The following is a 24,050-nucleotide window of genomic DNA, read 5'->3' as shown; positions in this document are numbered from 1 at the left end:
GTTACGGACGCGCGAGCGACACCGAATCTGGTTTCGTTCACGGTCTATCGCCGCCTTTTCGGCGTCACTCGCGGCGCGTTCGCCGGAACAAGCGCCACGAGGCGTACCCCACCGCGCCGACGGCCGCACCGACGCCGAATCCGGGTGCGTCCGCCGCGGCCGTCTCCGTCGGGTCGGTCCGTGTCGACTCCGTCGAGGCGTCCGCAGTCGGCGTCCCCGTCACGACGAGCGACTCCGTCTCCGTCTTCGTTCCCGCGCCAGTTCTCGTCGCCGCCGTTCCGTTCGGCGTGAGACTCGGCGGCGACACCTGCTGGCCCGCGTGGTCCGGGAACGTGTAGAGTCGTCCGGGCGTGTCGCCGACGCCCCGACTCGACCCGACGAAGTAACCCGTCTCGGCACCCGGTTTCCCGACCCGCGCCGACCAGAACGAGGCTTCGCTCGGCATCCGCCACCACGTGAGTTCCTCCGGGTCGGCGGGGTTCGACACGTCGTGACGCTTGACGCCGCCGCGGTACCACGAGGAGTACAGACGGCCGTCGCGGAACTCGAAGTTGTGCGCCGTCGTCCAGACGCCGCCGTACGTCGGGTCCGGCGTCGGCGGCGGGTCGATAGTCGACAGTCGCCTCGGCGAACGCGGGTCCGACACGTCCCAGAGGTCGATACCCGAGGGACCGCCGACGAGGCGCGCCGTCTCGTCCTCGTCGTTCGTGCCGACGCGTCGCGCCCACGACTCCTTGCCGACGCCGAGGAGCGTCCCGGACTCGTCGGTGGCGACGTAGTGGTGGTTGCCCGGTGGAACGAGCGCCTCCCCGCGTCCGTCACCCGCGAGCGCTCCGGGGGCGGGCGCGTCGACGCTCCCGACGTGTGTCGGGGCCGTCGGGTCCGACACGTCGAGTATCCACGTGCCGGCGTCCCAGTGAGCGAGGTAGGCCGTCTCCTCGTGGACGTACACGTCGTGAAGCGGTCGGCGGCCGTTCGCGACGTCGGCCCATCCCGCCGCGACGTCGGTGAGCGCCCACCGGCCGACGACTTCGCCCGCCGCGTAGTCGAGGACGACGAGGGCGTTCGTCTCGCCAGTGTTCTTCGTCAGGTAGGCGTAGCCGTCGCGGGCGAAGCAGTTGTGGACGGGAAATCCCGTCTCGAAGAACGAGACGCGTTCGGGGGCCGCGGGGTCGGAGACGTCGACGACGAGGACGCCCGCGACGGCCCCCGGAAGCGGGTTCGCGGGGCCGACGACGACGAGCGTCTCGGGGTCGGTCACGTCGAGTTTCACGTCGTAGATGCCGCGAAGGGGGCCGTTCTCGTGTTCGTCGACGGGGTCGCGGACGTTCGCGAGGACCCGCGGACGGTCGGGCGTCGACACGTCGACGGTGGCGTATCCGGTTCCCGCCGCGAGATAGGCGACGCCGCCGTCCGGCGAGACGACGACGTCCTTCGCCCCCTCGACGTCGACGTGGCCGAACGGTTCGTACGGACCGGGGTGGGCGCGGGCCCGCGTCGAGAGGGAGGTGGAGAAGCCGGCCGCACCGAGGAGGGCACCCGTGCGGAGGAAGTCGCGGCGGCGCATATCGCTCCTCGGGGTTCCGTGTTGATAAGTTGGGCGACGGGCGCGAGAAGCGGCGTCGGTTCGGTCGATGGGCGCGTGGTCGATAGCCGTGGTCTACAGACGAGACCGGTCGCCGGTCCCACCTGCGAAAGAACGCCCGAGTCTTCGCGCCCTACAGGCGCGAACGGTCGCCCGTTCCTCCGGTCAACGCACTCGCCAACGCCCCCTGTACGACGACTTCGTCGCCGAGCGTCGTCAACTGAATCTGCGGGACGTTCACCATTACCATCTCGTCCATCCGTTCGCGGATGGGGTCCAAGACGAGGTCGGGGTTGTGGAGTGCGACGGCACCGCCGACGAAGATGGTGAGCGGTGCGTACGCGTGGACGATGTTGGCGATACCCATCGCGTTCCAGTGGCCGACCTGGTCGACGACGTAGCGTGCGAACTCGTCGTCCTCAGCGTGTTCGAACACGTCAGCGGCGGAGAAGTCGGGGTCTTCGATGGGAAGCGAGGTTTCGACGGGGTCCTCCTCGTGGAGATACTCGGCGTAGCGCGGGATGTTGTTGCCGGAACAGTACGCCTCCCAGTGGCCGTCGTGGCCGCATCCGCAGGTGAGCAACCCCTGCGGGTCGAGCGTCATGTGTCCGACTTCGCCCGCGTTGCCGTCCCATCCCGAGAGGACGTTCCCGTCGACGCAGACGCCCGCACCGACGCCCGAGGAGATGGTGACGTACACCATGTCGTCGGGGTTGCGTTCCGAGTGGAATCGTTCGCCGATGACGCCCGCGTTCGTGTCGTTGTGGAGGTAGACACGCTCGGTGTCGAGCAAGACCGAGAGCGGTCCCGTCAACGGGATGCGGTCGATGGTGTCGGGGAGGTTCGCCGGATTCTCGACGGCACCTTCGGCTAAGTCCAGCGGACCGATAGCGGCGATACCCGCGGCGACCACGTCTTTCGGTCGCACGTTCGCCTCGGCACACGCCTCACGGGTGACGCGGAGAACCGCCTCCGTCACCGCGATACCGGTGGGCCCGCGAGGTGTACCGTCGCTGCTGTTGCCGATGACCGTGCCATCTTCGTCGGCTACGACCGCGCGGACGTTGGTCGCCCCGAGGTCGACACCCACGTAGTAGGCCATTGTACCGATACCCGTTTGCCCCGCACTTAACTAAGAGGTTTCTCACGCGAATTCGGGTACGGTTTGCAGGTCCCGAAACGAGCGTCCGCCCGACCGCGCGGGACGAAACTCGACTACTTCGTGTCCGACCGGACGAAGGTGACCGGGCACGGAGCCGAGAGCATGACCTCTTGGGCGACGCTGCCGAAGACGGCCTTCCCGGTGGGGGAGCGTTTCCGACCGCCGACGAGGACGCGGTCGGCGTCGACGTCTTTCGCGAGTTCGACGATGGACTCGCCGTGGTCGCCGACGCTCCCGCGAATCTCGTAGTCGACGTCCGCCGCGTCGAGTTTCGCGGCGAGGTCACGGGTCGTCGAGTGACGCGTCGCCACGTCGTCGGCGGTGACCTCGTCGGCCGTCGTGTCGAAGTCGAGGTTGTCTACGGCGGTGTCGTACTCCTCGCGCGTGAACACGTGACCGAGGACGACGCGGGCGCCGGTCGGTCCGGCGACGTCGATGGTCTCTTCGGCGAGTCGGTCGAGTCGCTCTTCGTCTCCCGGGCCGACGGCGAGGAGAATCGTTTCGATTGCCATGTATGAGGTAACATTCTCCGGAGCCTTAACTCTGGCGACTTTTTACTCGATTCCGAATAAACTTTCAGGAACGCTACGGAGACTCGTCGTCTACGGTCGTGTCTCGTGCTAGCACTATGTAGTTTTCTCCGCCGAGTCTGCTATGTGGGTTCCCTCCGACGGTCGAGACATGCTCTCTCCGCAGTTGGACGGACGAGTCGCGTTGGTGACCGGAAGCGCGCGCGGCGTCGGGCGGGCCATCGCCCTCCGCGCGGCCGTCGCCGGCGCAGACGTGGCGATTCACTACCACACGAGCGAAGACGCCGCCGAGGAGGCGGCCGAAGAGGCCCGGGAACTCGGCGCGCCGAACGCGACGACGGTGCAGGGCGACGTGACGGACCCCGACTCGGTGGACGAACTGTTCGCGGCCGTCGAGGACGAACTCGGTCCGGTCGACGTCCTCGTGAACAACGTCGGCGACTTCGCACCGGCCCACTGGGAGGACATCGAGTTCGACGCGTGGAAGGGCGTGATAGAGACGAACTTCTACGGCACCTACCTCTGCTCGAAGCGGGCGCTGTCGGGGATGCGCGAGCAATCGTGGGGGCGCGTCGTCAACGTCGGCTACGCCGGCAGCGAGAAGGCGCTCGTCTACCCGAAGAACTTCCCGTACTTCGTCGCGAAGACGGGCGTGCTGATGTTCACGCGGATGCTCGCCGCGGACACCCAAGACGACGGTGTGACGGTCAACGCCGTGTCGCCGTACGTCGTCGAGACGTCGGACGAGTTCCCCGACGACGCCCCGCGGGGACGGTGGGCGTCCGTCGAGGACATCGCGCACGCGGCGGCGTTCTTCTGGGACGAAGACTCCGCGTACGTCTCGGGCGAGAACGTCGAAGTCGACGGCGGGTGGCTTCCGGAGACGCTGTAGCGAGACGGGCGGGCGTCGTCACTCGGCACGGAGTGTCGTTCGGATTCCGTCCGACCCACACGAAGAAGGACCGGCGTCGCTCAGTAGTCCGGCGCGTCGTCTTCGACCTGCCGCTTCAGCGATTCGCGGCGGGACTTCGCGTCGCGACCGGTCGCTTCGAGGAGGAAGGTGTTCTTCGCGTCGACGGCCTCGCCGGCGGCTTCGAGTTCGTCGGGACTCAGTTCCGTCGGGTCGCGCTCTTTGAACTCGACGGCGAGTTTGTCCTTCTTACCGCTGTACTTCACCGCGCCGGCGACGACGCGTTCGAAGACGGGGTTGGCCGGTTCGCCGACGACGTAGAGGTCGCTCCCCTTGTAGTCCATCGTCTCGGTGATGGGACCGAACGTCTCCTCGACGTACGACTCCATGTCCGGAACGCGTTCTTCGAGGGTCTCACCGCGACGCATCTTGTACTCCTTCATGGCCGGTGGTTTGACAGGGTACGGTTTACCTGTTTCGTCCCTCGTCGCTTCTTATGCCCTATAAATGCGTCTCGGGCCGCCTATAACTCGTTTACAAGCGCGGGGCGGAGGTTACAGTTGTCGCTCCGCGATGTATCCCCGCTTGCACTCGGGGCAGATGTCGCCCGCCCGCATCGAAGAGGCACCGGCCGTCCGGGCGTGTCCGCAGTTCGGGCAGTAGAACTCTATCTCGTCGTCCGGCACGTCCGACTGGAGGTCCGACTGGGACTCCGCGCGGGTGAACCCGCCGTCGTCGCCGGCGGTGATGTACTCGGCTTCGTCGCCGGCGTCGTGGTCGTGGTCGAGTTGTCCGTTCGCCTCCGGCGTGAGACCGCTCCCGAACGACACCTCCGCGGGAGTTCCGTCGGACGGTTGCGAGGCGAACCCCTCGTCCTCTCCCTCGTGGACGGGCCAGGCGGGTTCCGACTCGGTGTCGTCGCGTTCGGGCCACTCGCCGTGGCCGCGGTCCGTCGCCGTCTCCGACTCCTCGGCGGCCACCTCGTCGGCGTCGATGAACTCCGCGTCGTCGGTGACGGCGTCCCCCGAGTCGGCGGGGGCCGGGTCGGGGTCGACGGGTTGGTCGCCCTCCACCGCCGCGGACTCCTGGGCCGCCGTCGCCGGGTCGGGTCCGGCATCTTCGGGCCACTGCGTCTCGTCGCGTTCGGTCTCCTCCTCGTCGCCGAGGATGACCGCGTCGTCCTCTTCGGGGTTCTCCGGCGGTTCGAAGTCGTCGTCGTCGCCGAACGTCTCGGGCACCGTGTCGGCCGTCACCTCGTCCGGTTCCTCGGCGCCCGGTGCGGCGTCGCCCGACTCGGCGCCCGGTTCGGCCTCGGCGATGGGCGACCCGGCGTCGGTCGGCGTCGTCTCGGGGCCGGCGGGGGCGTCGTCCGCGGCGACGGGGTCGGCCGCCTCGGGGGCGGCGGCCGCAGACTCGTCTAAGCCCACGTCCGCGGGGCTTCGAATCGACGTGATCTCTTTGTTCTCGCTCACGACGTGTTCGGTCCCGCACCGCTGGCACACCTGAACCTCCCGGATGGTGACGACGACTTCGTCACCGTTCTCCTCGCGTTCGCGTTCTATCTCGGGGTCCCCGTACTGATGCCCGAGTAGACGGCACTTGAGTCCCATTACCCGCCTTTCGGAAACTCAGCGACTAAAATGTACCCCCTCGCCGTCCGACGCCCGGCAGACGAGACGGGCGTTCGTCGCCGTCGCCGTCCCCGCGGCACTCGATTCGGGTGGGTGGAGTACCCCGAGGAGCGTGGGGGGACAGTATAAACCGACTGCGGTCGATGTACCGACCATGAGAGCGCGGCGGGAGTTTCGAAACCGACGAGACGTAGAGGTGTCCCTCCTCGACGCACTCGTCGAACGGGCGGAGGAGGGGATGACCGTCTTCGAGTTACGCGCGGCCGTCGACGCCGACATCGACACCATAGAGGAGGCGCTGGCCGCGCTGAAAGCGGACGGGCTCATCTCCGTGGACGCGGGCGACGAACGGGTGGTCATCCTCCCCGCCGACCGAGTGGTTCCGGACCCGAGCGAACAGGTCGAAGAGGACAAGAGCCTCCTCGACAGCATCCGCGACCGATTCGGCCTCTAGACGGAACGTCGGCGGGCGTCGCGGCGTGCGGCGTCGCGGCGTGCGGCGTCGAGACGTGCCCTGTCCCCCCGTGCCCCGTCCCGCCGAACGGCGCGCGCGGTTCGGTCGCGTGACGCGGACGTTTTCACTCCCGAGTGCGCATAGGCGACAATGACCGTCGTAGAGGAGATGCACGAACGGTACGGGGCGACGTTCGAGACTCGCGCGGGTCGGAAAGTCGTCCGGGACTACGGCCGCCCGGAGCGAACCACCCGCGCCGTCCGGAACGGCGCGGGCGTGATAGAGATGGGGTACGGCGTCGTCGTCGTCGAGGGCGACGACCGAGTCGAGTTCGTCGACAACGCCGTCTCGAACCGCGTCCCCGACGAGGACGGCGAGGGCGTCTACGCCCTCCTGTTGGACCCGCAGGGCCGCGTCGAGACGGACATGTACGTCTACAACGCGGGCGAGCGACTGCTCTGTTTCACGCCGCCCGAACGGGCCGAACCCCTCGTCGAAGACTGGTCGAGCAAGGTGTTCATCCAGGACGTGTCCGTCCGCGACGCCTCCGCCGACTTCGGCGTCTTCGGCGTCCACGGTTCGCAGGCGACGGAGAAAGTCGCGAGCGTCCTCCACCAGGCGGGCGCGCCCGAACCCGCCCTCTCGTTCGTCCGCGGGTCGCTGGGCGAGGCGGGCGTCACCGTCGTCGCGGGCGACGGCCTGACGGGCGAGGAGGGGTACGAGATAGTCTGCGCGGCCGACGCCGCAGAGGACGTGTTCGACATCCTGCTCACGATGGGCAACGGCGCCGCCCCGTTCGGCTACGCGACGTGGGACACGCTCACGGCGGAGGCGGGCACCCCGCTCTTCGACTCCGAGCTATCGGGACGGCTCCCGAACGTCCTCGGCGTTCGCAACGCCGTCGACTTCGACAAGGGCTGTTTCGTCGGGCAAGAAGTCGTCTCGAAGGTGGAGAACCGCGGGCGACCGAGTCAGCGTCTCGTCGGCCTCCTTCCCGAGGAACTGCCCGAGGCGGGTGCGGCCGTGTTCGCCGGTGACGCCTCCGTCGGCGAAGTGACGCGCGCCGTCGAGAGTCCGACGCTGGAGCGGCCAATCGCGCTGGCGCTTGTCGACTACGACGCCGACGCGGACTCGTTCGACGTCCGCGTCGACGGCGACGACGTGACCGCAGAGCGGACGTCGCTCCCGTTCGTGGAGGGGAGCGCCGTGTCCGAGCGACTGCCGACGTACGTCGACCGGGAGTGAGGCGAGTCGGCGGCGTCTACGAGTAGGCTCGGGACGGTCAGCGACTCAGGACTTTGCCGAGGTGTTCGCGCGAGAAGAACGAGGTGGGCTTGTCCATGTGCACCGCGATTTCGCCGGAGAGACTTCTGAGGCCGAGATGTTGGACTCGCTCCGGGAGCGAGTACGCGCGGCGCACCCAGTGGCCCATCGAAATCTCTCGGGAGAGTTCGGACCGCCACGCCGACTCGTAGTCGCGGAGCGTCGCCGGGTCGTCGGGGTCGATAGCGTCGACGGCGCAGTCGGCGGCGGTCATCCCGTACAGGATTCCGCCGCCGGTGAACGGCTTGGTCTGGGCGGCGGCGTCGCCGAGCAAGAACACGCGGCGCGTGGTGACGCGTTCGGGCGGGCCGATGGGAATCCCGCCGGAGCAAAAGTGCGTCGTCTCCACGTCGTAGGTGTCGGTGAGCACGTCGAACATCTCGTTGACCTCCGCGCCCGGCGGGGCGGCGAGGCCGTACTCCACGCCGGCGTCGCCGCGGGGGATGCGCCACGCGAAAAAGCGCGGGACGGTGAGGTGGACGTCGACGAAGTCCTCGTGGTCCGGCGTCTCGTCGAACGCGAGGACGCCGTGCAGAATCTCCTCGGGTTCCGCCAAGCCAACCTGTCGACGGACGCGCGAGACGGGGCCGTCACAGCCGGCGACCATCTTCGCCTCGAACGTCCGTTCGTCGCCCTCGGCGGAGACGGTGAGTTCGACGCCGTCGTGGCGTTCGTCGACGGCGGTGACGGTGTGGCGTTCGCGGACGTCGGCACCGGCCTCGCGCGCGCAGTCGGCCAGCGTCCGGTCGAGTTCGACACGGTCGATGACGTTCGACACCTCCTCGGTCTTGTAGAACGGATACGCGCGACTGTTCGGTCCGCCGACGCGGAAGTTCGCGCCGTAGACGCGGTTCTGGAGGAGACGGTCTTTGGCGTCGTCGGGGACGTACGCCCAGATGTCGGTGCTCACGTGACCGGAACACGCCAAGGGGGTACCGACGGTGCCTTTCTCGAAGGCGACGACGTCGTATCCGGCCTCGGCGGCCCGGCGAGCGAAGCGGGCACCGGCGGGGCCGACGCCGACGACGGCGAAGTCGTACATTACTCCCGGTTCGTTCGGCGTCGGACTAATACCTTCGCTGTCTGCACGACGGTAGAGCGTGCCCACACAGTGAAGCCGAGGCGAAATGATAAGTCCTTACATGATGAACTATTACGTATGCGCCGGGACGCCCTCCTCGCGGCCGCCCTCGCCCCCGTCGCGTTCACGAGCTACCTCCTGAGTCTCGGTGTTCGCCCGGGGGCGGTCGGCGACCCGCGAACCGCTCTGTTGTACGTCGGACTCCTCGCAGCGGTCGGCTTGCTGGTCGCCGAAGGCCACCGACTCGGCCTCCTCACGCCGCTTCCCGTCACCACGTCGCTGCTCCTCCTCGTCCCGTGGATCGGCTTCGGACCCCGCGTCGGGTCCGGGCCGAGAGCGGTGTCGCCGGAGTCGCTCGTCGTCGTCGACTTCCTCGTCGGCGTCGTCATCGCGGGCGTCGTCGTCTTCACGCTCGCCGCGATAGAACACTTGGCGCTCAAAGAACCGCGCGTCAATCACGCACTCGACGGCCAGACGGGCGTCGGTGCGCTCACCGTCGGCGTCCTCCACGCCGCCATCGTCGTCGGCTTCTCCGGACTGCAGTTCCAGACGCTCGACCTCGGAACGGTCGGGTTCGCCCTCTGGGTCACGGCCGGACTCGTCGTTCTCGGGTCCGTCCCCATCTACGTCTCGCTGAAGACCAGTCGCCTCTCGCCCGCGGCCGTCGTCGGCACCGGGTTCGGCCTCGTCGTGGTCGCGCCGACGGGCGGGGAGTTGTCGTTCGGGACGCTGTACGCCGTCGCGTGGGTGCTCCCACTCGGCATCTCGCTTCTCGCCGCCGCCGCGGAGAACCGGGTCCGTCGCCTCCGAACGACAGAGCAGGGCATCAGAGCCTGACCCGAACGGTCGAGTCGCGAAGCGGCGTCGGCGTCAGACGACGGCGAGTCCGCGCGGCAGTTGTCGCTCGAACGCGTCCGGCCAGTCGACGGCGACGCGGGCGAACGAGTCGCCGCCGTCGTCGGTTCGGAACAGGCCGTGGTTGGTGACGGCGTAGAACGCCCCCTCGCTGTGACCGCGCGCGAGGACGGCCCGAGCGACGCCCGCACCGGTCGGAATCCCCGCGTCGAGTCGCTCCCACTCCTCGTCTCCCTCGCGCCGGTAGAGGTACGACTCCGCGTCGCCGACGTTGTGGGCGGCGCGCGCACTCTGTGCCGCCGATAGGAGAACCCGCGAGGAGTCGACGGCGACGCTCCAGCAGTACCGGTGGTCGAGTCCCGCCTGCGGGTGGTGCCACGTCTCGCCGCCGTCGCGCGTCTCGGCGTACCCGTCGCCCGCGGCGGTCCACGCGCGCCCCGGTTCGTCCGGATGCGTCGCCATCGAGTGCGTGTCTCGCCGCGCCGAGGGGAGACGGTCCTCCCACGTCTCACCGCCGTCGTGCGTCTGGACGAGTGCGCCCGCCTCGACGCCGACGTAGAGGTGGTCGGCGTCGTGCGGGTCGGGTTCGATCCACCGCACGTGGTGGGTGTGCGGACGGGGCGGGAACGACCACGACGACGCGGACGGAAGGTCGGTGAGGCCGTCGAGTTCGGTCCACGTCTCGCCGCCGTCCGCCGAGCGAAACACCGCGCTCGGTTCGGTCCCCGCGTACACGACGTCGGCGTCGTGCGGCGAGACGGCGACGCTCGTCACCGACTCCGCGAGCACGTCGCGTCCGACGCGGTGCCACGTCTCGCCGCCGTCGGTCGTCCGGTGTAGACCCGCGTCGAACGTCCCGCAGAACGCCCGCGCGTCGTCCGGACCGGCGGTGAGACATTCCACCTGGTGCCCCTCGAACACGTGGTCACCCGTCGGTGCGTCACCCGCAGCACCGTCGACGACGAGCACACCCTCACGCATCGCGACGTAACACACGGTCATGCAGTCTCGTACCACACGAGAGAACTTGACAGTTGTGTGGCGAGTCGGGTTCAAATTATCGTATTCGAAAAACGGCGGCACAGCTTCATTGCCTCCGAGCCGAGAGTGAAGGTATGTCCGCAAACGTGACGGCGAGGTACGCGCTCGGGATGGGTGGCATCGCCGTCGGCGGGTTCTGGCTCGCGGCGTTCCTGCTCTCTGGGGAAGTGAGCACGACGGCCGGACCGAACGCAGCGACGGCGACGAAGAGCGTCGGTATCTTCGCGCTCGCCGTCTCACTCGTCGCGGCGACGACGCTGCTCGCGACCGTCGAGTGAGGCCGAAGAATCAGAGCCGAGAACGTGTTAGTCGTCGCTCGGCGCCTTCGCCGGTTTGCGCCGGTCGGAGCGCGGGCCCTCTTCGTCCACTTTCGGGAGGAGGTCACGCAGATATCGGCCGGTGTGTGACTCCTCCGTGCGAGCCACCTCCTCCGGCGTCCCGGTGGCGACTATCTCGCCGCCGTTCTCGCCGCCTTCCGGGCCGAGGTCGACGATGTTGTCGGCGTTCTTCACCAGGTCGAGTTCGTGTTCGACGACGACGACGGTGTTGCCGTTGTCGGTGAGGCGTTGCAGGACGTCGATGAGTTTCCGTTCGTCCTCTTTGTGGAGTCCGGTCGTCGGTTCGTCGAGGAGGTAGAGCGTGTCGCCCGTCTGTTTCTTGCCCAACTCCTCTGCGAGTTTGATGCGCTGGGCCTCGCCGCCGGAGAGCGTCGTCGAGGGCTGACCGAGCGTCATGTAGCCGAGTCCGACGTCTTTCAAGAGTTGGAGACGCCGACGGAGTTGCGAGTTCGCCTCGAAGAACTCTAGGGCGTCCGCGACTTCCATGTCCAACACGTCGGAGATGGTCTCGCCTTTGTACGTCACGTCCAGCGTCGCGTCGTTGTAGCGCGCGCCGCCGCACTCCTCGCAGGGGACGTACACGTCCGAGAGGAAGTTCATCTCTATCTTCACCGTCCCCTGCCCGCCACAGGCCTCACAGCGCCCGCCTTTCACGTTGAACGAGAAGCGGCCCTTGTCGTAGCCGCGCTGTTTGGCGAGTTTCGTCTCGGCGAACAGTTCGCGGACGTAGTCGAAGACGCCGGTGTACGTCGCGGGGTTCGAACGCGGCGTCCGGCCGATGGGCGACTGGTCGATGAGACGCACCGTCTCTATATGGTCGAGTCCGTCGATGGCGTCGTGTTCGCCGGGGTGGACGGAGGTGTTGTCGTTCATCCGCCGCGCGAGCCCCTTGTACAGAATCTCGTGCATCAGCGTCGACTTCCCCGACCCGGAGACGCCGGTGATGGCGGTGAACTGGCCGATGGGCAGGTCCACGTCGAGGTCCTTCAGGTTGTGCTGGCGCGCGCCGCGGACGGTGAGCGCGGCGTCCGAACTGCGTCGTTCTTCGGGGACGGGAATCTCCTTTCGACCGGAGAGGTAGTCGCCGGTCAGCGAGTCCTCGGCGTCGCAGATGTCGTCGAAGTCGCCCTGCACGACGATTTCGCCGCCGCGCTTGCCGGGGCCGGGACCCATGTCGACGACGTTGTCCGCGCGGCGCATCGTCTCCTCGTCGTGTTCGACGACGATGAGCGTGTTTCCGAGGTCGCGAAGGCCCTCCAAGGTGTTCAGGAGGCGGTCGTTGTCGCGTTGGTGCAGACCGATGGACGGTTCGTCTAAGACGTAGAGGACGCCGACGAGACCGGACCCGACCTGCGTGGCGAGGCGAATCCGCTGGCTCTCCCCGCCCGAGAGCGTGGCCGCCTCGCGGTCCAAGGTGAGATACTCCAGTCCGACCTCTTCCATGAAGCCGAGACGGGCGCGAATCTCCTTCAGAATCTCCTCGGCGATAGTTCGGCCGCGTTCGTCGAGTTTCGCCTCCAGTCCCTCGAAGTGTTCGAGGGCGTCGCCGATGCTCATCCGGTTCACCTCGGTGATGGCCGTGCCGGCGACGAGGACGTGTCGCGACTGCTCTTTCAGGCGCGTGCCGTCGCAGGTGGGACAGGTGGTGACGGCCATGTAGTCCTCGATGTGTTCGCGCGTGGAGTCCGAGTCCGTCTCGACGTGACGACGCTGGAGGTTCGGGACGACGCCCTCGAACCGCTTTTTCTTCCGCCGAGTGCCGTTCCGGGTCTGTCGCTCGAAGACGACCTGCGAATCGGTCCCGTAGAGGAACTGTTGCCGGACGGACTCGTCGAGGTCCTCGAACGGCGTGTCGACGCTCACGTCGAAGTGCTTCGCCACCGAGTCGAGTCGCGTCCGGTAGTACGACCGGTTGTACGACCACGGTTCGAAGACGTGCTTGATGGGTTTCGAGGGGTCGACGACGACGAGGTTCTCGTCCACCTCCTTCGTCTGGCCGAGGCCCTCGCAGTCGGGACACGCGCCGTGCGGACTGTTGAACGAGAACGACCGCGTCTCTATCTCGGAGAACTGGAAGTCGGAGTTCGGGTTGCCCAACTCCTCGGAGAACTCCACGACGAGTCGGTCGTCGTCCTCGCCCGCGAGGTCACCCGTCGACCGGGTGTTCGAGGCGAACGGCACGTCTTCGGGCGGGTCGGGAACGACCAACTTGAGGACGCCGTCGGCCTCCTCTAACGCCGTCTCGACGCTGTCACCGATTCGAGAGCGGTCCTCGGGGCGAATCTTCACCCGGTCGACCACCACGTCGACGGTGTGGTCGTAGTTCTTGTCGAGGTCCGGTCGCTCCACGGTGAGGTCGAACTCCTCGCCGTCGACTTCGACGCGCGCGTAGCCGTCGGCGACGAGTTCGTCGAACAGGTCCTCGAACGCCCCCTTCTGGTCGCGGACGACGGGCGCGACGATCTTCGCCTTCGTCCCCTCGGGGAGCGTGAGAATCTGCGAGACCATGTCCTGTGCGGACTGTTCGCCCACCTCTTCGCCGGTGATGGGGTCGTACTGCGTGCCGACCCGGGCGTAGAGGAGACGGAGGTAGTCGTGCAACTCCGTGACCGTCCCGACGGTCGAACGCGGGTTGTTCGCCGCGTTCTTCTGGTCGATGGAGATGGCCGGCGAGAGACCTTCGACGGCCTCCACCTGCGGTTTGTCCATCTGCCCGAGGAAGTTCCGGGCGTACGCGGACAGCGATTCGATGTACCGACGTTGCCCTTCGGCGTAGATCGTCTCGAACGCGAGCGACGATTTACCCGACCCCGAGAGGCCGGTGACGACGGTGAACGCTTCGCGAGGAATCCGGACGTCGAGGTTTTTGAGGTTGTGTTCCTCCGCACCCCGGACCTCGATAAAGTCCTTGCTCATCTACGCGCGGGTAAGGAGAGCGCACGGCTAAACCCATCGGTTGCGGTGGTGTAGCACACGGCACAGAACGGTGTCGAAGCGGAGCGAAGGCCGTCGCGTTACGAGAGTTTCTCGCGGGCGATAGTGACGCCGGTCGGCGTGATGATGAGTTGGTCGTCGCCCTTCTGGACGATGTCGCCGTCGACTTCGTCTGCGACCTGTCGCAGGTCGTCGATGATGTGTTCCATCGTGCTGTCGGAGGTGGTGTGCCGCGTGATGTCGGCGATGACGAGGTCACCGTCGTAGACGGCGTCCTTGATTCCGATGACGTCCTGTTTGTCGCCGATGGTCGCGATTCGGACGCTCATTCCCGCCTCGCCGCGAGCGGTGTCGAAGTCGTCCAAGTCGAGTTCGACGTAGTCCTCAGTCGAGTGGTTCTCGCCGCCACTGAGGATCTTGCTCATGATTCCCATAAACTCTACAAACGCGACCGCCGGGTTAGTTCTTACGTCAGACGGTGGTCAGACACCCGACAGAACGGGCGTCTCGTGCCGCCACGCCGAAGTTTTTCCACCCCGGCCGTGACCACCCACCATGACGTTTAGCATCTGTGTCCGAGAGACGTACGCCGACGAGACGGGCGCGGACCGGACGCGGTTCGGCGTCGCGGTGACGACGCGCCTACCCGCCGTGGGGACGCTCTGCCCGTTCGCCTCCGAGAACGGCGTGGTGGCCACGCAGAGTCTCGTGAACGTGGAGTTGGGGCGGAAGGGCGTCGAATACCTCGACGACGGACTCGCCGTCGACGACGCCCTCCAAGCGCTCTTGAACGCCGACGACGGCCGCGAACAGCGACAACTGCACGGCGTGGACAGCGACGAGACGTTCGCGTTCTCCGGCGCGGAGTGTCAGGGCTGGTTCGGCCACCGCGTCGGCGAGAACTACACCGTCGCGGGCAACCTCCTCACCGGGGAGTCCGTCGTCGACGCCACCGCCGAGGCGTACGAGTCCGGCGACCGAGACGAACCGCTGGCGAAGCGACTCGTCGACGCCCTCGAAGCGGGACACGAGGAAGGCGGCGACAAGCGCGACGACCTGGAGGTACAGAGTGCGGCCCTCGTCGTGACCTCGACGGCGGACGAGACCCCCGAACCGTACTACAACGACCTGCGCGTTGACGCGACACGCGACCCGATTGCGGACCTCAGAGCGACCTACGAGACGGCGAAAGAAGGGTACGAGGCCGCGGTCGCGAAGTACCAGGATTAGACCGCGAACTCGAACAGGTCGTCGCCGACGTGGTGGAGCGATTCGACGACCTTGCCGGAGTCGCCGACCATCTCCGTGCCGGGTTCGAGGGCGCGGCCGACGGCGAGCACTTTTCCGTGCGTCTCTTCGGCGACGAGGACGAGGTCACCGGCCGCGATTCCCTCGTCGGCCTCGACGATGCCCGGACGCATCACGTCCGCGCCGCCGCTGACGAACGAGACGGCACCGGCGTCGACGGTGACGACGTTCTTCGTCGGGTCGTAGGCGTTCGCGCCGACGACGGTGAGAAACGGTCGCTCGCCGTCCATGTAGACGACGGACGGGTCGCCGTCGACGAGGACGACGTCGAAGTCGACGTCCGTCAGTTCGACCATCTCGTACGTGTCGCCGTCCAACTCCACACCGGTCTGTTCGGCGATTTCCTCCTCCAACTCCGATATCTCGTCCGACCGGAGGTGGTGACGGGACTTGACGTTCATACGCGTGAACACGCAATCGTCGTGAATAAATCGACCGTTATCCGAGGCGGTCGTTCCGTCTTCGACGACGTTCGTCTTCTGCGACGTATCAGCGGCGTGCGCCCGTCTGACGCGGAACAAACGCTAAGTAACGGGGGTACTTTCGCAGTCGTATGTGGCGTTCCCGGACCAACCGGGACCGGAAAACGGTCGTCTGTATCGCCTGTGGTACCTCCGTCCTCCGCGGCGAAGCCCGGGAGTACGACAAAGAGGGTGACCGCTGGAACCGACACGGCAAGGAGTTCGAACACCTCTGCAAGGCGTGCTATCGAGGGCTGTGTCACCAACCGCGCGCGGAACTCGAGTCGCTCCTGGTCGACGTCGAAGCCGACGGCCTGAGTCGAAGCGAGTTCCTCCGACGCTACCTCGACGCCGTCGAGGAGCGATACGGCCCGACAGAAGAGACCGAACGCGAGCGGTAGCGACCCGCCCGCCCCGCTATCGGACGATAGTCACGGGCACGGGCGACTGCCGCATCACCTGTTCTGCGACGCTGCCGAGGACGAGTCGCGAGATACCGGAGCGGCCGTGACTCCCCATCACCACGTGGTCGATGGCGTGGTCGGCCACGTAGGCCAGTATCGCGCGGGCCGGACGGCCCGTCACCACCTCCGTCGTCACCGCGGCGTCGTGCGCGTCGGCAATCTCTCTGGCCGCCGCCCGCACGTCTGCGGTCACTTCGGCCATCTCCTCGGACCACGCTTCCGCCGCGGCGAGCCCCTTCGTCTCGGCTTCGTACACCGCCAACAACGGGTCCACGACGTAGAAGACGAGTACGTCGTCGTCGTACGTCGTGAGCGCGTGTTCGAGCGCTCGCTGTGAGAGCGGCGACCCGTCGAACGGAACGAGAACGCGTTCACCCATGCAACTCTATGGATCCCGAACGTCGAAGCTGTTTCCTCGTCGACTGGAGATGCGTTTTTGCGGTCTCGCGACGACGAGGTGGACGTGTTAGAACGGATACTCGGAGACGACGTCGAATCCTCCGGACGGTACCTCGCCGAGGTCGTTTACGGGGCGAACGACGGCATCGTGACGACGTTCGCCGTCGTCTCCGGCGTCGCCGGGGCCGCGCTGAGTCCCTCTATCGTCGTCGTTCTCGGCCTCGCGAACCTCTTCGCCGACGGGTTCTCGATGGGGATGAGCAACTACCTGAGTCGACGGTCCGAACTCGACTACCAGCGCACCGTCAGAGGCGAGGACCGCGACCCGACGGAGGACGCAGACCACCCGCCGACGGAGGACGAAGGCGACGGGAAGTCACCGCGAGTGACGGCGGGCGTGACGTTCGCCGCGTTCGTCGCCGCCGGCGGAGCACCGCTCGTCCCGTACCTCCTCGCCCTTCCGACGCCGTTCGCGTACTCCGTGGCGTTCACGGGAGTGACGTTCTTTCTCGTCGGCGCGAGTCGGAGTCTCGTGACGAGTCGGCGGTGGTACGTCAACGGATTAGAGATGTTCCTCGTCGGGATGACCGCCGCCGGCGTCGCGTACACCGTCGGGGCACTGCTGGGCGGCGTCGCCTGACGGTTCGCCGCGTGTGCGACACGACTAACTATCTCTCGCGTCTAGTCGGGTGCATGTCGAACGACGCGCAGGCGCAGGCCGGGACCGCCGAGGGGCAAGGCCCCGTCGAAATCAGTCCCGAGGTCGCCCGGCAACTGCAAGAGAAACGTGAGGAACTCTTCGAGGAGTTCGAGATTCGCGACGCGTTCCCCGGCCCCGTCCTCTCGGAGGCCAGAGCGCGAACCGAAGACGTTCACGACGAGATTCGAGACGAAGTCGACGACCGACAGGACCTCCGCGAGTTGACGACGTGGACGACGGACCCCATCGACGCCCAGGACTTCGACGACGCCATCTCCATCAAAGAGAACGAGGAGACGTACACGCTCTGGGTCCACATCGCCGACGTGAGCCACTACGTCCACCCCGGGTCGGAGATGTGGGACGAGGCGGTCAAACGCGGCAACACGGTCTACCTCCCCGCGTACACCATCCACATGCTCCCGCCGACGCTGGCGGAGACGGTCTGTTCTCTCGTCCCCAACGAAGACCGGCTCGCCCACACCGTCGAGATGGAGATCAAAAAGGAGAACCTCTCGTTCGAGAACATCGACATCTACAAATCCGTCATCGAGTCCGACGAGCGACTCACCTACTCGCAGGCCGAGAAGCGGCTGGACGACGAGAGTCTCCCCCTCCACGAGGAGTGTGCGCTGGTCTTCGAACTCGCAGACCAGATGCACGAACAGCGCAAAGAAGACGGCTCGCTCGTCCTGAATCCCAGCCGTGACCGCGCGCACACCATCATCGAAGAGTGCATGCTGAAGGCGAACAAGGCCGTCACGCACGAACTGATGTGGGGTCGCGGCGTCGAGGCGATGTACCGCGTCCACCCGCAACCGACCCCGGACCAGTGGGACAAGGCGCTCCGTGAAATCATGGAACTCGACGGCGTGAAGATTCCGAGCGCGTCGTTCGACGACCCGCGGAAGGCCGTCAACGCGGCGCTCGAAGACTCGCCCGGACGCGCGCTGAACAAGATTCAGCGCGCCGTGCTGAAGGTGATGCCGCGCGCGAAGTACATGAACGACCCATTCGGCGGACACCACGCGCTGAACTTCGACATCTACGGCCACTTCACCTCGCCCATCCGACGCCTCTCGGACCTCATCAACCACTGGATCGTCCACGAGAACGACGTCCCCGAGGACCTCATCGAACTCTGCGACCGCGCCTCGGACCGCCAGAAAGACGCCGAGACCGCAGAGCGACTGTACAAGCAGTTCCTCGAAGAGGTCGGACTCGACCCCTACGCGGTGAACAACCGCGGTATCGTCACCGTCGACGAGGACGGCACCGTCGTCGACGAAGACGGCCTCCCGCCGAAAGAAGAGTAGTCCGACCGACCGAAGACGCCCTCCGGTCGCGACTGCCGCGATTACTTCTTGTGCGTGAACAGCACGACTTCGTCCTCGTGCGTGGTTACGCAGAGGTCCAACATCCGACTGAGTTCGAGACTGCTGTACTCGTCCTCGCAGACGACCAGGTCGTCGAACGGTTTCTCGCAGGCCGGACAGGCGATGCTCACGGTGTTTCTGTACGTCGTGACCCCGTCGACGGACTCGTTCGGCGTCAACGAGGTGGTGAGTTCGTCGTACTCCGCGTCGTCCATACGCTCCGTGCGAGCGGCGTACGCTTAGTGGTACCGATGCACACCGTGGCGCGGTCGCCGTGTTCTACGACGGACTGGGTGCTTCGGCCGTCGAGACGTAGGCCGCGAGGTCCGTCGTGGTGACGATGCCGATGACGCCCTCGTCGTCGTCGACGACGGGAACGTGGTGAAAGCCCCGTTCCATCATCGTGTCCGCGACGTCCGTGATGGCCACCTGCGCCGTCGTCGTCACCACGTCGCGCGTCATGTACTCGGAGACGGGCGTCTGGTCTTTCGGTTGCCGTTCGGCGACGATGCGGACGAAGTCCGTGTTCGTCAGGATACCCGCTAACTGGTTCTCCTCGTCGACGACGAGAACCGACCCGATTCCCTCCTCCATCATCACCTTCGCGGCGTCCTCGACGAGCGTGTCGGGCGTGACTGTGTGGAGTTCGGTGGACATCAGTCGGGCGACGAAGATATCATCCATGAACGTATCTAACAGTCTCGACTGATAAGCGTAGCGCCGAGAATCGAGTCGCCGGACCGCGATTCCGTCTCGGTTCGGTTCTGTCGGGGAGTCGTCGTCAGGGCTGTCCGCGTCTTCGTCCGTCGCGAGCGGTGCCACCAGTTTGAATGCCGCCTGCGTCGACTCTCCGGACATGACCGAGTGCCCGAACTGCGGCCACGCGTTGCAAGAGGCGGACCCGCACGACGCCGACGGCGCGGACTACGTCTGTGAGGAGTGTACGCGAAAGTGGCGCGAAGACAGCGTCGGGGACCTTCAGCGTGTTCTGCAGGAACCCGACGGGACCGACTATCGGGAGTGAAGCGGGTCGGTACGCGTCGAGATGCTGTTCCACTAACGTTCTCTTATGGGGGGCACAGGACGGCCGAGTCACAGGGACGAACGTAGTCGCGGTAGAGTTCGATGCCGCTCTCGTACCGGAGCGCGCCGTCGTGTCCGAACTCGCGGTACCACGCGGTGCCGTGGGAGATGGTCGTGACGGGTGCCTCTGCAACGAGCGTCACGAGTCGACCACCTCCGCGCAGTCAGTACGCTTACGTGCGCGGGTGCGCGAGTGACGAACGGGACCTACGAGGACTCCCAATTTAGGATTAGGTAGGGTCATTTCGTAGGTCCCTCTTACACTTCGACGTTGTTCCCGAGCGACTGCTCCGGCGTCTCGAACGGCGACGACCGAGCCTCGCGTGCGAGGTGTCGACGCATCTCTGCACGAGTCACGTCGAGTTCACCCGTCACCTCTCGCGTCTCACCGCCGTCGAGGGGGAACCCACACTAACAGCAGTCGTATTCTCGCGTCGAAATAGCCGCGCCTCGTAGACGACCCGAATCAGAAGCTATCGCACACGACGACAACCGAGAAGCATGATGGACTCGCGGGGTCCCCACGAGCAGTGCGGGACCTTCGGTCCCGCCGGAAGCCGGCGCGTAGCGCCGGCGACGAAGCGAGTGGGGGCAAGCGAGTCCATCGACTGACGAAGTGAAGCGACGGAAGGAGATGGACTCGCGGGGATTTGAACCCCGGGCCTCTTCCTTGCGAAGGAAGCGATCTGCCACTGATCTACGAGCCCGCACTCTGTTTGAAGGCACCCGCTCATTTGTACCTTCTGTTTCGCGGCCACCGAGCCAGTCGGTCGCACACGTCGGAGCCGGTGGTGGGACCGACGACGCCGTCGCTCACGCGTCGGCAAAGAGAGAAAGAACGGCATCGCGCCTTAGCGTCGTGGGGTGACACCGCCCGAAGGCGGGTCACCTCGACGCAGCGATTCGATGCGACGGTGCGGCGAGTTCAGTCTTCGAGGACGATCTCGATACTGACGTCGCTCGGCACCTGAATCCGCATCAGCTGGCGCAGGGCGCGTTCGTCAGCGTCGATGTCGATGAGACGCTTGTGGACGCGCATCTCCCAGTGCTCCCACGTCGCCGTCCCCTCACCGTCGGGGGACTTGCGGGCGGGAACTTCGAGGGTCTTCGTCGGCAGCGGAATCGGTCCGCTGAGGTTGACGCCCGTCTTGTTTGCGATTTCGCGGACGTCGTCGCAGATGTCGTCGAGGTCCTCCGGGCTGGTCCCGGCGAGACGAACGCGTGCCTGCTGCATCTATCGCTCGTTGACCTCGAGGACCTTCCCGGCCGCGATGGTCTGACCCATGTCGCGGACTGCGAAGGAACCGAGTTCCGGAATCTCGCCGGACGGTTCGATGCTGAGCGGCTTCTGCGGTCGCACGGTCACGACTGCTGCGTCGCCGGACTTGATGAAGTCGGGGTTCTCCTCTGCGACCTCACCCGACGCGGGGTCGAGCTTCTGGTCGATGGCCTCGATGGTACACGCGACCTGCGCCGTGTGGGCGTGGAAGACCGGCGTGTAGCCAGCGGTGATGACCGAGGGGTGCTGCATGACGACGATCTGCGCCTTGAAGGTCTCTGCAACCTTCGGCGGGTCGTCGGCGGGGCCACAGACGTCGCCGCGGCGGATGTCGTCCTTGCCGACGCCACGGACGTTGAACCCGACGTTGTCACCGGGGCCGGCCTGGTCGACTTCCTCGTGGTGCATCTCGACCGTCTTCACTTCGCCGCCCACGTCGGACGGCTGGAAGGAGACGTTGTCACCGGGGTTGAGCGTACCCGTCTCGATACGTCCGACGGGGACGGTACCGATACCCGAGATGGTGTAGACGTCCTGGATGGGCAGACGGAGCGGTGCGTCCGTCGGCGGCTCCGGAGCCGGCAGGTCGTTGAGGGCTTCCAGCAGCGTCGGCCCGTCGTACCAGCCGGTGTTGTCGGAGTCCTCGGCGATGTTGTCGCCTTCGAACGCCGAGATGGGGACGAACGTCGCGTCCTCCGAGCGGAAGCGAACCTGCTTGAGGAGGTTCTGGACTTCCTCTTTGACTTCCTTGTAGGTGTCTTCGCTGTAGTCAACGACGTCCATCTTGTTGACGGCGATGATGAGTTCGTTGATGCCCAGCGTGCGGGCGAGGAAGACGTGCTCGCGGGTCTGCGGCGCGACACCGTCGTCGGCGGCGACGACGAGAACCGCGTTGTCAGCCTGCGAGGCACCCGTGATCATGTTCTTGACGAAGTCACGGTGGCCCGGACAGTCGACGATGGTGAAGTAGAACTCGTCGGTGTCGAACTCTTGGTGGGCGATGTCAATGGTGACACCACGCTCACGCTCTTCGGCGAGGTTGTCCATCACGTAGGCGAACTCGAACCCGCCCTTGCCCTTCTCTTCTGCTTCTTCGCGGTGCTGCTCGATTACGTGTTCCGGAACGGACCCTGTCTCGAACAGGAGTCGTCCGACCAGCGTACTCTTACCGTGGTCAACGTGGCCGATGATGGCCAAGTTCTGGTGCGGTTTGTCACTCATGGATAGGTCACGCGCTAAGGCGCTCTGTGATGCCGTGTTTGGCCTGAATGCCCTAAAACCATTTCGATACGTATACGCGCCGAGACGGCCGCATATCGCGTTTTGTGGGACCGTATGCCACGGGCGAGAACGAGTATCACGCCCTGCGAAAATCGTGCGGGAGGAGAGTGGAGACGCCGGTCTACCGCTCAGTCGAGGCGGCCGACGTCGGCCAACACGGCCGACGCCGTCTCCGGGCCGCCCGCGCCGCGACCGCTGATGTTGAGTTGCCCGGCGTGCTCAGACTCCAGTTGAACGATGTTTCGAGTGCCCGTCACGGCGAGCGCAGCGTTCTGTGAGACGAGGCGCGGACTCACGCGCGCCCCGTCCGGCGTCGCCTCGCCGATGAGTCGAATCGTCTGCCCGTCCTCCGCGGCGAGTTCCAAGGCGCTCCCGGGAACGTTCTTGATTCCCTCCACGTCGGCGTCCGCCAGCGTGTACTCGCGGTCGCCGTCCGCGAGGACGTTCGAGAGGATGACGCACTTCAGCGCGGCGTCGGTGCCGTCCACGTCGAAGGAGGGGTCGGCTTCCGCGACGCCCAGGTCCTGCGCCTCGGCCAGGACGTGTTCGTAGCCGAGTCCCTCCGCAGCCATCCGCGAGAGGATGAAGTTCGCCGTCCCATTGAGGACGCCGCGCGCGGCGGTGACGTGCGCGGGCGAGAGGTCTTCGATGGTCGAGAGCACGGGTATCGCGCCGCCGACGGTGGCCTCGAACCGCACGTCGCCCGCGCTCTCTCGTTCGAGTGCCATCAGGTCCGCGTAGCGTTCGGCGACCGGTCCCTTGTTCGCCAGCACGACGTGGCGGTCACGTTCCAGGGCGTCTCGCACGTGCGAGAATCCCGGTTCCGCGTCATCGAGCGTCGTCGGCGTCGCCTCCACCAGCACGTCGTAGTCGGCGTCGAGTGCCGCATCGGGGTCCGCGGTGCCGACGCGTCCCGTCTCCGCCTTCGACCCGAGGGCCGCCGCGGTGTCGATGCCGTCGGCGTCGACGACGGCCGAAGCGGAGTCGGCGAACGCCGTGACGGTATGGCCGTACTCCGCGGCGAGTTCGACGACGGACCCGCCGACCGCGCCCGCACCGAGGACGGCGAGTCGCTTGCCGTCGCTCATTGGCTCACCTCCGTCAACGGCTCGATGACGTGCAGGTCCTTCTCGCGGGCCACCTTCCGGACGACTTCGAGCGCGTCTTCCGTCCGCCCGGTGTACGTCGCCAATCGGAGACTCGCGCTGGAGACGTCGTCTCGGCCCTCGGGGGCGCTCAGCGAGATGTCCGACAGCGACGCCGACGAACACTGCTCGATGCGGCGGAGCGTGTCCGAGAGGTCGCTGTCGACGAGGTGGCCGACCAGGAGGACGGTCACCGTCTCGCCGTAGTGTTCGGCACCAGCCTGGATGACGTTCACGCCCTCCGCGCGCAGAGCGTCGACGATGGCGTCGAACCGGTCGGGGAGACACTCTAAATCCACCTCGACGGGGATGCGACCCCGCGGCGTGAGGTTGCCCCGTTCGTGGAATATCGACAGGAGGTTCCCGCCGTTCTCGGCGATGGGGCGGAGCGCGTCCAACAGTTGACCGGGTTCGTCGGCGAGTTCGAGCCGAATCGTGTGCGGCTTCGGCTGCTCGCCGCCGTCCGTCTCGGGGACGGCTTCGGTCTCGGTCATCGCGCCACCTCCGTGGCACGCGCTGTCCCTGTTGTCGGCTCGAAGCGGTCGCTGTGTGGCTTCGTGCCGATGCGTGCCGGGCGGTATGACCCCGTCAGCATACTACCTCACACTCGTTCCGCGCGTTATAAGCCTTCGTCGATTGCAAATCTGTCCGGCGTCTCGCCGGTGCGGGAGAGACACCGTACCGAGAGCGGCGTCGCTGGCGCGTCGAAA

The 24,050-nt window shown here is 66.5% G+C and carries 28 protein-coding genes and 1 tRNA gene; 10 read left to right on the top strand and 19 right to left on the bottom strand.

Translation table 11 applies throughout. The annotated features are described in order from the left end of the window. Positions 1-64: 64 nt before the first annotated feature. The 3 genes from BM282_RS02660 to BM282_RS02650 all read right to left on the bottom strand — a co-directional run bounded on the left by BM282_RS02660 (position 65) and on the right by BM282_RS02650 (position 3,259). Complete coding sequence (locus tag BM282_RS02660) at positions 65-1,567, bottom strand: LVIVD repeat-containing protein (RefSeq protein WP_089876510.1); 1,503 nt, start codon at positions 1,565-1,567, stop codon at positions 65-67. 151 nt (positions 1,568-1,718) lie between these two features. Next, positions 1,719-2,687: an ROK family protein gene (locus BM282_RS02655; RefSeq protein WP_089876508.1), complete on the bottom strand. Its 969-nt coding sequence runs from the start codon at positions 2,685-2,687 to the stop codon at positions 1,719-1,721. 113 nt (positions 2,688-2,800) lie between these two features. Then, positions 2,801-3,259: a universal stress protein gene (locus tag BM282_RS02650; RefSeq protein WP_089876506.1), complete on the bottom strand. Its 459-nt coding sequence runs from the start codon at positions 3,257-3,259 to the stop codon at positions 2,801-2,803. Positions 3,260-3,428: 169 nt separating this feature from the next. Here BM282_RS02650 and BM282_RS02645 point away from each other — a divergent pair, with 169 nt between their 5' ends. Beyond that, the gene (locus BM282_RS02645; protein WP_089877325.1) at positions 3,429-4,169 is read left to right on the top strand and encodes an SDR family NAD(P)-dependent oxidoreductase; all 741 of its coding nucleotides are present in this window, start codon (positions 3,429-3,431) and stop codon (positions 4,167-4,169) included. An 80-nt stretch (positions 4,170-4,249) separates the two neighbouring features. Here the strand turns inward: BM282_RS02645 and BM282_RS02640 are convergent, their stop codons facing one another. Further along, positions 4,250-4,630: a DUF5611 family protein gene (locus tag BM282_RS02640; protein ID WP_089876504.1), complete on the bottom strand. Its 381-nt coding sequence runs from the start codon at positions 4,628-4,630 to the stop codon at positions 4,250-4,252. Positions 4,631-4,741: 111 nt separating this feature from the next. Next, positions 4,742-5,797 carry a DUF7093 family protein gene (locus BM282_RS02635; RefSeq protein WP_089876502.1) on the bottom strand — a complete coding sequence of 352 codons (1,056 nt, stop codon included), beginning with the start codon at positions 5,795-5,797 and terminating at the stop codon, positions 4,742-4,744. A 175-nt stretch (positions 5,798-5,972) separates the two neighbouring features. Here BM282_RS02635 and BM282_RS02630 point away from each other — a divergent pair, with 175 nt between their 5' ends. Together BM282_RS02630 and ygfZ are read left to right on the top strand one after the other, a co-directional pair. Continuing rightward, the gene (locus tag BM282_RS02630) at positions 5,973-6,272 is read left to right on the top strand and encodes a DUF6432 family protein (protein ID WP_089876500.1); all 300 of its coding nucleotides are present in this window, start codon (positions 5,973-5,975) and stop codon (positions 6,270-6,272) included. Between the two features lie 150 nt (positions 6,273-6,422). Then, the gene (gene ygfZ / locus BM282_RS02625; protein ID WP_089876498.1) at positions 6,423-7,517 is read left to right on the top strand and encodes a CAF17-like 4Fe-4S cluster assembly/insertion protein YgfZ; all 1,095 of its coding nucleotides are present in this window, start codon (positions 6,423-6,425) and stop codon (positions 7,515-7,517) included. A 37-nt stretch (positions 7,518-7,554) separates the two neighbouring features. On the opposite strand, the gene BM282_RS02620 is transcribed toward ygfZ, so the two are convergent. Beyond that, a complete protein-coding gene (locus BM282_RS02620) occupies positions 7,555-8,637 on the bottom strand; it encodes a geranylgeranyl reductase family protein (RefSeq protein WP_089876496.1) in 1,083 nt (360 codons plus the stop codon). A 117-nt stretch (positions 8,638-8,754) separates the two neighbouring features. On the opposite strand from BM282_RS02620, the gene BM282_RS02615 reads away from it, so the two are divergent. After that, the gene (locus tag BM282_RS02615) at positions 8,755-9,513 is read left to right on the top strand and encodes a hypothetical protein (RefSeq protein WP_089876494.1); all 759 of its coding nucleotides are present in this window, start codon (positions 8,755-8,757) and stop codon (positions 9,511-9,513) included. Between the two features lie 33 nt (positions 9,514-9,546). On the opposite strand, the gene BM282_RS02610 is transcribed toward BM282_RS02615, so the two are convergent. Beyond that, a complete protein-coding gene (locus tag BM282_RS02610; RefSeq protein WP_394327781.1) occupies positions 9,547-10,533 on the bottom strand; it encodes a WD40/YVTN/BNR-like repeat-containing protein in 987 nt (328 codons plus the stop codon). A 113-nt stretch (positions 10,534-10,646) separates the two neighbouring features. On the opposite strand from BM282_RS02610, the gene BM282_RS02605 reads away from it, so the two are divergent. Continuing rightward, on the top strand, positions 10,647-10,850 hold the full coding sequence (locus BM282_RS02605; RefSeq protein WP_089876493.1) for a hypothetical protein: 204 nt from the start codon (positions 10,647-10,649) through the stop codon (positions 10,848-10,850). A 27-nt stretch (positions 10,851-10,877) separates the two neighbouring features. On the opposite strand, the gene uvrA is transcribed toward BM282_RS02605, so the two are convergent. Both uvrA and BM282_RS02595 read right to left on the bottom strand, forming a co-directional pair. Further along, positions 10,878-13,826 carry an excinuclease ABC subunit UvrA gene (gene uvrA, locus BM282_RS02600; protein ID WP_089876491.1) on the bottom strand — a complete coding sequence of 983 codons (2,949 nt, stop codon included), beginning with the start codon at positions 13,824-13,826 and terminating at the stop codon, positions 10,878-10,880. Between the two features lie 98 nt (positions 13,827-13,924). Next, complete coding sequence (locus tag BM282_RS02595; RefSeq protein WP_089876489.1) at positions 13,925-14,278, bottom strand: cell division protein SepF; 354 nt, start codon at positions 14,276-14,278, stop codon at positions 13,925-13,927. A gap of 121 nt (positions 14,279-14,399) precedes the next feature. On the opposite strand from BM282_RS02595, the gene BM282_RS02590 reads away from it, so the two are divergent. Further along, entirely contained in the window at positions 14,400-15,074 is a 675-nt protein-coding gene (locus tag BM282_RS02590) for a DUF1028 domain-containing protein (RefSeq protein WP_089876487.1), read from the top strand. Here BM282_RS02590 and BM282_RS02585 read toward each other — a convergent pair. Next, a complete protein-coding gene (locus BM282_RS02585) occupies positions 15,071-15,553 on the bottom strand; it encodes an RNA-binding protein (RefSeq protein WP_089877320.1) in 483 nt (160 codons plus the stop codon). The genes BM282_RS02590 and BM282_RS02585 overlap by 4 nt on opposite strands. A 152-nt stretch (positions 15,554-15,705) precedes the next feature. On the opposite strand from BM282_RS02585, the gene BM282_RS02580 reads away from it, so the two are divergent. After that, positions 15,706-16,014, top strand: a complete 309-nt coding sequence (locus BM282_RS02580; RefSeq protein ID WP_089876485.1) for a DUF7562 family protein — start codon at positions 15,706-15,708, stop codon at positions 16,012-16,014. A 16-nt stretch (positions 16,015-16,030) separates the two neighbouring features. Here BM282_RS02580 and BM282_RS02575 read toward each other — a convergent pair whose 3' ends face one another. Continuing rightward, positions 16,031-16,456, bottom strand: a complete 426-nt coding sequence (locus BM282_RS02575; protein WP_089876484.1) for a universal stress protein — start codon at positions 16,454-16,456, stop codon at positions 16,031-16,033. 84 nt (positions 16,457-16,540) lie between these two features. Between BM282_RS02575 and BM282_RS02570 the strand changes: the two genes are divergently transcribed. Together BM282_RS02570 and BM282_RS02565 are read left to right on the top strand one after the other, a co-directional pair. Continuing rightward, positions 16,541-17,116 carry a VIT1/CCC1 transporter family protein gene (locus BM282_RS02570; RefSeq protein WP_089877318.1) on the top strand — a complete coding sequence of 192 codons (576 nt, stop codon included), beginning with the start codon at positions 16,541-16,543 and terminating at the stop codon, positions 17,114-17,116. 53 nt (positions 17,117-17,169) lie between these two features. Next, entirely contained in the window at positions 17,170-18,492 is a 1,323-nt protein-coding gene (locus tag BM282_RS02565) for a ribonuclease catalytic domain-containing protein (protein ID WP_089876482.1), read from the top strand. Between the two features lie 41 nt (positions 18,493-18,533). Here BM282_RS02565 and BM282_RS02560 read toward each other — a convergent pair whose 3' ends face one another. Both BM282_RS02560 and BM282_RS02555 read right to left on the bottom strand, forming a co-directional pair. After that, positions 18,534-18,767 (bottom strand): DUF7385 family protein, encoded by a 234-nt coding sequence (locus BM282_RS02560; protein ID WP_089876480.1) that lies wholly within the window; start codon positions 18,765-18,767, stop codon positions 18,534-18,536. A gap of 64 nt (positions 18,768-18,831) precedes the next feature. Further along, positions 18,832-19,236 (bottom strand): CBS domain-containing protein, encoded by a 405-nt coding sequence (locus BM282_RS02555; RefSeq protein WP_089877316.1) that lies wholly within the window; start codon positions 19,234-19,236, stop codon positions 18,832-18,834. A gap of 172 nt (positions 19,237-19,408) precedes the next feature. Between BM282_RS02555 and BM282_RS18380 the strand changes: the two genes are divergently transcribed. Continuing rightward, positions 19,409-19,576, top strand: a complete 168-nt coding sequence (locus BM282_RS18380) for a hypothetical protein (RefSeq protein ID WP_175501339.1) — start codon at positions 19,409-19,411, stop codon at positions 19,574-19,576. 43 nt (positions 19,577-19,619) lie between these two features. Here the strand turns inward: BM282_RS18380 and BM282_RS18375 are convergent, their stop codons facing one another. The 6 genes from BM282_RS18375 to BM282_RS02530 form a co-directional block, all read right to left on the bottom strand. Next, complete coding sequence (locus BM282_RS18375; RefSeq protein WP_175501338.1) at positions 19,620-19,778, bottom strand: hypothetical protein; 159 nt, start codon at positions 19,776-19,778, stop codon at positions 19,620-19,622. A gap of 492 nt (positions 19,779-20,270) precedes the next feature. Next, positions 20,271-20,342 (bottom strand) — tRNA-Ala (locus BM282_RS02550). 218 nt (positions 20,343-20,560) lie between these two features. Next, entirely contained in the window at positions 20,561-20,869 is a 309-nt protein-coding gene (gene rpsJ, locus BM282_RS02545; RefSeq protein WP_089876478.1) for a 30S ribosomal protein S10, read from the bottom strand. Continuing rightward, positions 20,870-22,135: a translation elongation factor EF-1 subunit alpha gene (tuf, locus tag BM282_RS02540; protein WP_089876476.1), complete on the bottom strand. Its 1,266-nt coding sequence runs from the start codon at positions 22,133-22,135 to the stop codon at positions 20,870-20,872. It lies immediately after the preceding gene. A gap of 188 nt (positions 22,136-22,323) precedes the next feature. Next, complete coding sequence (locus tag BM282_RS02535; protein ID WP_089876474.1) at positions 22,324-23,283, bottom strand: homoserine dehydrogenase; 960 nt, start codon at positions 23,281-23,283, stop codon at positions 22,324-22,326. After that, on the bottom strand, positions 23,280-23,834 hold the full coding sequence (locus tag BM282_RS02530; RefSeq protein WP_089876472.1) for an amino acid-binding protein: 555 nt from the start codon (positions 23,832-23,834) through the stop codon (positions 23,280-23,282). The genes BM282_RS02535 and BM282_RS02530 overlap by 4 nt, the downstream gene beginning before the upstream one ends. Positions 23,835-24,050: the final 216 nt, after the last annotated feature.

The organism is Halogeometricum limi, from assembly GCF_900115785.1.
GTDB classification, from domain to species: Archaea; Halobacteriota; Halobacteria; order Halobacteriales; family Haloferacaceae; genus Halogeometricum; species Halogeometricum limi.
Note: the sequence above shows the minus strand (reverse complement) of the source record. Positions and strands in the feature narration are given on the sequence as shown.